This window comes from uncultured Cardiobacterium sp., from assembly GCF_938028825.1.
Lineage (GTDB): Bacteria > Pseudomonadota > Gammaproteobacteria > Cardiobacteriales > Cardiobacteriaceae > Cardiobacterium.
Genome location: NZ_CALIZP010000050.1, coordinates 53928 through 62123, shown reverse-complemented (window position 1 = coordinate 62123; position 8196 = coordinate 53928). Strand labels below are relative to the sequence as shown.

5 protein-coding genes are annotated in these 8196 nt (G+C 57.9%); all 5 read right to left on the bottom strand.

What is annotated here, in order from left to right:
• Nucleotides 1-1297: pyruvate formate lyase family protein (locus Q0562_RS08115; RefSeq protein WP_298643347.1), on the bottom strand; the 1297-nt coding region annotated here is incomplete at its 3' end.
• Nucleotides 1298-1582: 285 nt separating this feature from the next.
• Entirely contained in the window at nt 1583-3160 is a 1578-nt protein-coding gene (pgi, locus tag Q0562_RS08110) for a glucose-6-phosphate isomerase (protein WP_298643345.1), read from the bottom strand.
• Nucleotides 3161-3179: 19 nt separating this feature from the next.
• A complete protein-coding gene (locus Q0562_RS08105; protein ID WP_298643344.1) occupies nt 3180-4802 on the bottom strand; it encodes an alpha-D-glucose phosphate-specific phosphoglucomutase in 1623 nt (540 codons plus the stop codon).
• Between the two features lie 180 nt (nt 4803-4982).
• On the bottom strand, nt 4983-5774 hold the full coding sequence (locus tag Q0562_RS08100; RefSeq protein ID WP_298643342.1) for a transferrin-binding protein-like solute binding protein: 792 nt from the start codon (nt 5772-5774) through the stop codon (nt 4983-4985).
• A 67-nt stretch (nt 5775-5841) separates the two neighbouring features.
• Nucleotides 5842-8121 (bottom strand): 5-methyltetrahydropteroyltriglutamate--homocysteine S-methyltransferase, encoded by a 2280-nt coding sequence (gene metE / locus Q0562_RS08095; protein WP_298643341.1) that lies wholly within the window; start codon nt 8119-8121, stop codon nt 5842-5844.
• Nucleotides 8122-8196 lie beyond the last annotated feature (75 nt).

The following is an 8196-nucleotide window of genomic DNA, read 5'->3' as shown; positions in this document are numbered from 1 at the left end:
AGAACTGCATTTGTTTGCCGACCACCATCGGGCTGACGCAGCAGGCGATGGCGTAATCGTCGCTGTTGAAGTCTGGACGCATCAGGTCGTCGTTTTCGTACTGCACGGAGGAGGTATCGATGGAAACTTTCGCGCAGAAGTGTTTGAAGCCGACCGGCAGCTGTTCGGACCAGAGGATGGTCATGTTCGGTTCCGGCGACGGCCCCATGTTGTAAAGGGTGTGCAGGAAGCGGAAGCTGTTCTTGGTGACGAGGGTGCGACCATCAAGACCCATGCCGCCGATGGATTCGGTTGCCCAAATCGGGTCGCCGGAGAAGAGCTGATCATATTCCGGGGTACGCAGGAAGCGGACCATGCGCAGTTTCATGACGAGGTGGTCAATCATTTCTTGCGCTTCGCTTTCGGTGATGGTGCCGTTTTTCAGATCACGTTCGATGTAGATGTCAAGGAAGGTGGAAACACGGCCAAAGCTCATCGCAGCACCGTTTTGCGATTTGACGGCGGCGAGGTAGCCAAAGTAGGTCCACTGCACGGCTTCTTTGGCGTTGGTGGCCGGACCGGAAATGTCGTAACCGTAAGCGGCGGCCATTTCTTTCATCTGGCCGAGGGCGCGGTGCTGTTCGGCGATTTCTTCGCGACGGCGGATGGTTTCTTCAAGGTCTTTGCCTGCTTCGAGGTCGGCCTGGAAGGAATTGAACTGTTTGACTTTGTCGGCCATCAGGAAGTCGATACCGTAAAGGGCGACACGGCGGTAGTCACCAATGATGCGGCCACGGCCATAAGCGTCCGGCAGACCGGTCAGCACGCCGGATTTGCGGCAGCGGCGGATGTCCGGGGTATATACGTCGAATACGCCCTGGTTGTGGGTTTTGCGGTATTCCGTGAAGGCTTTCTTGACCTGCTCATTGAGCGGGGTTTCATAGATTCTGCAAGAATCCATGACCATTTTGATGCCGCCGTAGGGCATGATGGCGCGTTTCAGCGGTTCATCGGTTTGCAGACCAACGATGACTTCCAGGTTTTTGTCAATGTAGCCCGGTGCATGGCTGGTGATGCCGGAAACAATGTCGGCGTCAATTTTCAGCGGGGCTTTGGTGCGGTTTTCTTCTTTCACCCCTTCCATCACGCTGTCCCACAGTTTGGTGGTGGCAGGCGTGGCGGGGGCAAGGAAGCTGCCGTTGCCTTCATACGGGGTGTAGTTCTTCTGGATGAAGTCGCGCACGTTGACGCTGTTTTCCCAGTCCCCGGCGATGAAGTTGACCCAGGCAGCGGGGCGATTTTCTGTTTTGGTTAGCATGATTTACTCCTAAGTTACATGAAAATGAAATGATTACAAACGGTTGCCATTTCCCTGTTCTCCGTTTGGACTGAGATATTATAGTTTTTTTATAAAATTATGACAAATTGGTTTATTTTCAAGTCATTGATTGATACAAAATATTTGGCAATAATCGGCTTGTATTACAAGGTAATACGCTTTTGTAAAAATTGCTGCGAATGCTTCTCTAATCCCGCTGATGCCGGTCGGCAGCGGGTGCATGGCAAAAAAGCCCCCTTGCGGGGGCTTTCTCAATGCGGTTCATCAGCTTTTGAGGTAGTCGATGATGGCAGTGGTGGAGGGATCATGTGCGCCGGTTTTGCCCGCAAGGCTCGCTTCGGTGCCTTTCGCCAGCACTTTGCCGAGTTCGACGCCCCACTGGTCGTAGGCGTTGACGTCGTAGAGGATGGCCTGCACGGTCACTTTGTGTTCGTACAAGGCGATGAACGCACCGAGGTTTGCCGGGGTCAGTTCGTCAAGGATGATGGTGGTGCTGGGGCGGTTGCCCGGACAGGTGCGCTGGTAGCGTTCGTCTACCGGGATGTTTTGCAGGTCGCTTTCGTCACGCCCGCGCATCAGCGCCTCGGCTTGTGCGGTGCAGTGGCCGTGGATGATGCGTTGTGCGTCTTCGTAGCCTTTCGGCGGGGTTTTGACGGTGACGAAGTCAATGGGGATATGGCGCTGCCCCTGGTGGATGAGCTGGAAGAAGGCATGTTGCGCTTCGGTACCGGTGCCGCCCCAAACGATGATACCGCTCGGTTTGGTCAGCGGTTTGCCGGCGCGGTTGGCGCGTTTGCCGAGGCTTTCCATATCGAGCTGTTGCAGGTATTGCGGGAAGGGCTCCATCGGGTTGCAGTAGGTGATGACGGCGCGGTTGTTCCAGTTGTAGTAGTGGTTGTACCACGCTTCGAGCGTCGCCAGCCACACCGGCATATTTGCCATCAGCGGCGCGCTCTGGAAGTGTTTGTCCATTTCATGCGCACCGGCAAGCAGGTTTTCGTAGGCGTCGTAGCCGTTTTGCAGGATAAACGGCAGGCTGATGGCCGACCACAGCGAGAAGCGCCCGCCAACCCAGTCCCAGAAGGGCAGGACACGTTCGGCGGCGATGCCGAAGGCGGCGGCTTTTTCGACGTTCGCCGAGAGGGCAATCATCTGTTCGTCCGCTTTTGTCCCGCCTGCCGCGCGCAGCCATTCGCGCATGTAGCCCGCGTTGGTGAGGGTTTCTTCGGTGCCAAAGCTCTTGGAAGCGGCAATCAGCAGGGTGGTGGCGGGGTTCAAGCGGCGTTTGAGTTCGCTGATTTTGACGGGATCGGGTGTGGCGAGGAAATGGATGTGGATGCGGTCATCGGCGAGGTGTTTGAAGGCGGTGCAGAGCAGGCGCGGGCCGAGTTCGGAACCGCCAATGCCGATGTGGATGACGTCCGTTATCGCCTGGCCGTCAAACCCTTTCCACTCGCCGCTGCGCACACGCTCGGCGATGGCTTTCATGCGCGCGCGCACGTCGCGGATATGCGGGCTGACGTCTTCGCCGTTGACGACGAAAGGCGCATCGGCAGGAGCGCGCAGGCGGTGATGCAGCGCCGGGCGGTGTTCGCCGGTGTTGACGTTGTCGCCCCTGGTGATGGCGGCGATGCCTTCGGCGACGCCGGCGCTGTCCACCCATTGCTGCCACAGTGCCTTGGTCTGCGCGTTGATGTGGTTTTTCGAGAGGTCAAGGTAGATGCCCGCATGGTGCAGCGTCCAGTCCCGGACGCGGTTTGGCTCGGCGGCGAACCATTCGCTCAGGGTTTTGCTCTGGATGGTGTCTTTGTGGGATTTCAGTTTTTCGTGCAATGTGCTCATGTTTGTCATGTCCTTTACCTTAAACGATGTTGTCGGGCTGGCTGCGGCCAAAGTAGTGTTCGAGGTTCAACATGCCTTGTGCCATGGTGGCGAGCGTCGCCGTCGTGCCGGCGAGCGCAGGCGGGGCGTCCACATTTTCCTGCCAGTATTCGACGTACATGCGCAGGGTGGTGCCCCGGCTGTCGGTGCCGGAGAGACGGCAGACAACGCGCGCCTGGGTGCCGAATTGCAGTTGCAGACCCTGACCGGGGCTGCTTTCGCCGTTGGTCGGGTCCACGTAATTGAACTGCTGCGCGTCGGTGATGACGAGACCGCTCACCGTCTGCCCGCGCAGTTTCGCGAATTGTCCCTCGAAATGTTTGAGCATTTCGTCGGCGGTGGCCTTGTCAAGGCCGGTGTAATCGAAGCGGTTGAAAATGTGGCGGCCGTATTTTTTCCAGTGCGCCTCGATAATCTCATCCGGTGTCTTGCCCGTCGCCGCTTGCAGGTTGAGCCAGCACAGTACTGCCCAGATGCCGTCCTTCTCGCGAATATGGTTGCCGCCGGTGCCGAAACTTTCTTCGCCGCAGAGGTGAATCAGGTCGGCATCAAGCAGGTTGGCGAAATACTTCCAGCCAGTCGGCGTTTCATAACAGTTCAACCCGCGCGCGGCGCAGACCGCATCGACCGCACGGCTGGTCGGCATCGTACGCCCGACGCCTTTCAGCGCGCGCAGGCAGGGGATGAATTGATGATTGTCGGCAATCACCGCGAGGCTGTCGCAGGGGTTCACAAAATGCTTGCGCCCGGTAATCAGGTTGCGGTCGCCGTCGCCATCGCTGGCTGCGCCCATCACCACTGCCGGATTGGCGGCAATCGCCGCCTTCAATGCATCAATATGCGCGGGCGAGGGGTCGGGATGGCCGCCGCCGAAATCGGGCAACGGCTTGGTATTTAGCAAGAATTGCTGCGGCAGGCCGAGGCGTTTGCCGAACACCTCAATCGCATACGGGCCGGTCGCAGCATGCATCGCGTCAAACACAAACGGATGCTTGGCGATGTGTGCCTTGATGGCGGGAAAATCGAAGAGCGATTCCATCAGGTCGGCATAATCGGCGGTGCTGCTGATGACGCGGATTTCCGTGTCGCCCAGGCGGTAACTGCCCGGTGTGGCGAGTGACGGCAACTCGACATCGGCAATCGTGTATTCCGTGAGCGACTTCGATACCGCATAAGCCGCTTCCGTGGCATGCTCCGGCGCGGGCTGCCCGGCGGCGAGATTGAACTTGATGCCGAAATCGCCGTCCTTGCCGCCCGGATTGTGGCTGGCGGACAAAATAATGCCGAAATCGGCGTGATAATGGCGGATGACGTGCGAAGCGGCAGGTGTGGACAACAGGCCGTTCTCACCGACCAGCACCAGCTTCGCGCCCTGTGCCACCGCCATTTTCAGGACAATGGCGGTCACTTCCGCGCCGTAATAACGCCCGTCGCCGCCGAGTACCATCGTCTTGCCCGCAACGCCGCCCAGCGAGGTAAAAATGGACTGGATGAAACTCTCGGTGTAATGCGGCTGCTGAAAATGCGGCACCGTCTTGCGCAACCCGGATGTGCCGGGGCGTTGATCAGTGAAGGAAGCAAATTTTATTGTCTTGATATTCATGGAATTACCTCATCAGTGGTGGAGAAACTAACCGTATTTTAACGCTAACGTCGTGGATTTGGTATTAACAGCGCGGGGTTTCGTGTGGAAAACACAGAGAGATTCACAATCATGCCGGCAGTACAGAGAAGCAACAAGGCGGGCTTACAGCCCGCCTTGTTGTCTACAAAATTGTCGCTGCTATTGTCTTTGAGCGCCAAAGGCTCCGATATAGCCATCATCAAGGCTCGCTTTTTGGTAAGTCCCCGCAATTTCAGAAGCATCTTTACCGAAAAAAGCGCCTTCGAAGCTGAGGAGGCCATCGCTTTTACCTGCGTCCTTCCCGAAGCCGGAGAAAGTATTGCTTATGAGCATTGAACCAATCGTGATTTCCCGCTGCCCGACGTTGATGCGACCGGACAGTCTCCTATCCTGAAAATTCGCATCGAAAGTCGAGGTTCCTTCTTCGATGCCATCTCTATCCGAATATTGCACAGCGAGGCCTTTGTAATGCGCGCTGCCTTGTAAGGGCGTAACCCCATCAAGCATCATGCCGAAAAAGGAAGCTGAAGAGGTGAGATCGGCGCGGGCACCTTGATAGAAGGTTCGGTATTTGTTGTCGTAGCTGGTCGTATCAATCAGCCCGTAGCTGGCTTTGCTCAGGTTGTTACCGATAATTCTTTTGTAGGGGCCATCGGTCAGGGTGAGCAGGCGGGTTTTGTCCGCGCCCTGTACTTTACCCGGCGGCAGGATGGTGATTTTCGGTTTGCCATAACCGAGGTCAACCACGTTGAAATCGAAGCTTTCATAGGATTTTTTGTCGTCGTTGCGCACGGTACCGGACGACGGGATTTGCGCGGTCGGCGTGTTGCCGCTGCTGTTCAGCGAGGTGGGGCGCGGGTCAAGGGTTGTGCTGTTATCATCGCCCCCACCACCACAGGCGGTGAGCAGGCTCAGGGTGATGGCGGCAGTGAGAAGATTGCGGTGTTGCATGGGGATTTCCTCTTGTGATGGATGTGAAAAGCGGTGCCGAAGCACCGCTCTATTTATACACGCTTTATCAGGCGTATTTTTTACGCAGGATTTTCGCCGCTTCGACCATGTTGGCGAGTGCCGCTTTGGTTTCCGGCCAGGCGCGGGTTTTCAGGCCGCAGTCCGGGTTGACCCAGAGGCGTTCTTTCGGGATGCGGGTGATGGCTTTGTCCATCAGATCCACCATGCTTTCGACGCTGGGCACGTTTGGCGAGTGGATGTCGTACACGCCGGGGCCGATTTCGTTCGGGTATTTGAAGTCGTCGAAGGCTTTGAGCAGTTCCATGTCGGAACGCGAGGTTTCGATGGTGATGACGTCGGCATCCAGGTCGGCGATGGACTGGATGATGTCGTTAAATTCGCTGTAACACATGTGGGTGTGCACCTGGGTGCGGTCTGTAACGCCGTTGGCGCAGACGCGGAAGGCGAAGACGGTCCAGTCCAGATAGGTTTGCCATTGGTCTTTTTTCAGCGGCAGGCCTTCGCGCAGCGCGGGTTCGTCAATCTGGATGACGCCGAGGCCGGCTTTTTCGAGGTCGAGCACTTCGTCGCGGATGGCGAGCGCGATTTGCAGGCAGGTTTCGGATCTCGGCTGGTCGTCGCGGACGAAGGACCAGTTGAGGATGGTCACGGGGCCGGTGAGCATCGCTTTCATCGGGCGTTTGGTCAGCGATTGTGCGTATTGCGACCAGAAGACGGTCATCGGTTTCGGGCGGGAGATGTCGCCGTAGATGACCGGCGGCTTGACGCAGCGCGAGCCGAAGGACTGCACCCAGGCGAAGCGGGTGAAGATGTAGCCGTCGAGCTGTTCGCCGAAGTATTCGACCATGTCGTTGCGCTCGGCTTCGCCGTGGACGAGGATGTCGATGTCAAGTTCTTCCTGGATTTGCACGCATTGGCGGATGTCCGCTTTCATGTCTTCGATGTATTGCGCTTCGCTGATGACGCCTTTGCGGAAATCGCTGCGCGATTTGCGGATTTCGGCGGTTTGCGGGAAGGAGCCGATGGTGGTGGTCGGGAAAAGCGGCTGCTTGATGGCGGCGTGTTGCTGCGGCGCGCGCACGGCGTAGGGAGATTTGCGGTTGCCCATGTCCGGGGTGACGGCTTTGACGCGCGCTTTCACCGCCTGGTTGTGCACGCGGGTGGAGGCGCGGCGGGCGGCAAGGGCGGCGGCGTTGGCGTCCAGTTCGGCCTTGACGCTGGCGCGGCCGCTATCGAGCGCTTTTTTCAGCACACGCAGTTCGTCGAGTTTTTGCAGGGCGAACGCCAGCCAGTTCTTGATTTCGGTATCGAGCGTGTCTTCCTGGGCAAGATCGACGGGGACGTGCAGCAGCGAGCTGCTCGGCGCCAGCCAGAGACGCTCACCGAGGCGCTCGCGGATGGGTTCGAGGGTGTCGAGCAGGCGGTTGAGATCGGCCTTCCAGATGTTGCGGCCATCGACCACGCCGAGCGAGATGACTTTGGTCGCCGGCAAGAGGTCAACGAGCTTGTTGATTTCGGCAGCGGCGTTGATGGTGTCGAGGTGGACGCCATCTACGGGCAGGTCGTGCAAGAGGTTGAGGTTGTCGCCGAAGTCGCCGAAATATGTGGTGAGCAGGATTTTCGGCACGGTGCGGTTCAGCTCGTGATAAGCGGTCTTGACCGCGTGACGCCAATCCTGATCCAGGGTAGTAACCAGTGCGGGTTCATCCACCTGCACCCATTCTGCCCCCGCTTGCGCCAGTTCGTTCAGCAGTTGTTTATAGACGGGCAGCAGACGTTCGAGCAGGTCGAGTCGGTTGGAATCATCCTTGCTCTTGCCGAGCCAGAGGTAAGTGACGGGGCCGACGATGACGGGTTTGACGCCTTTCACGCCGAGCGCTTGCGCTTCCTTGATTTGATCAAGCAAACGCTGCGGATTGAGTTTGAACTGGGTGTCCTTGTCGAATTCGGGAACGATGTAGTGGTAGTTGCTGTTGAACCACTTGGTCATCTCGCCAGCGGCCACGCCAGCGCCCTTGTCAATGGGGCTGCGGCCGCGCGCGGTACGGAAGAAGGCATCGAGCTCGTCGCCACCGCCTTCATAAGCGCGTTTCGGCAGATTGCCGAGGGTGACGCTCATATCGAGGATGTGGTCATACAGGGTGAAATCGCCGACCGGCACATGGTCAAAACCGGCCTGATTCTGCCAGTGGCGCGCGCGCAGGGCTTTTGCCACCTCTTGCAATTCAGCGGCAGTGCTTTCGCCTTTCCAGTAGGCTTCGAGGGCGAATTTCAGCTCGCGTTTGGCGCCGATGCGCGGGAAGCCGAGATTGTGGATGGTTGTCATAAATGCTCCGTTTGGATGAAAAGGAAGGCGGCACTATAACGACCGGGAAAGATGAAGGGAAATGGCTTGTTTGCA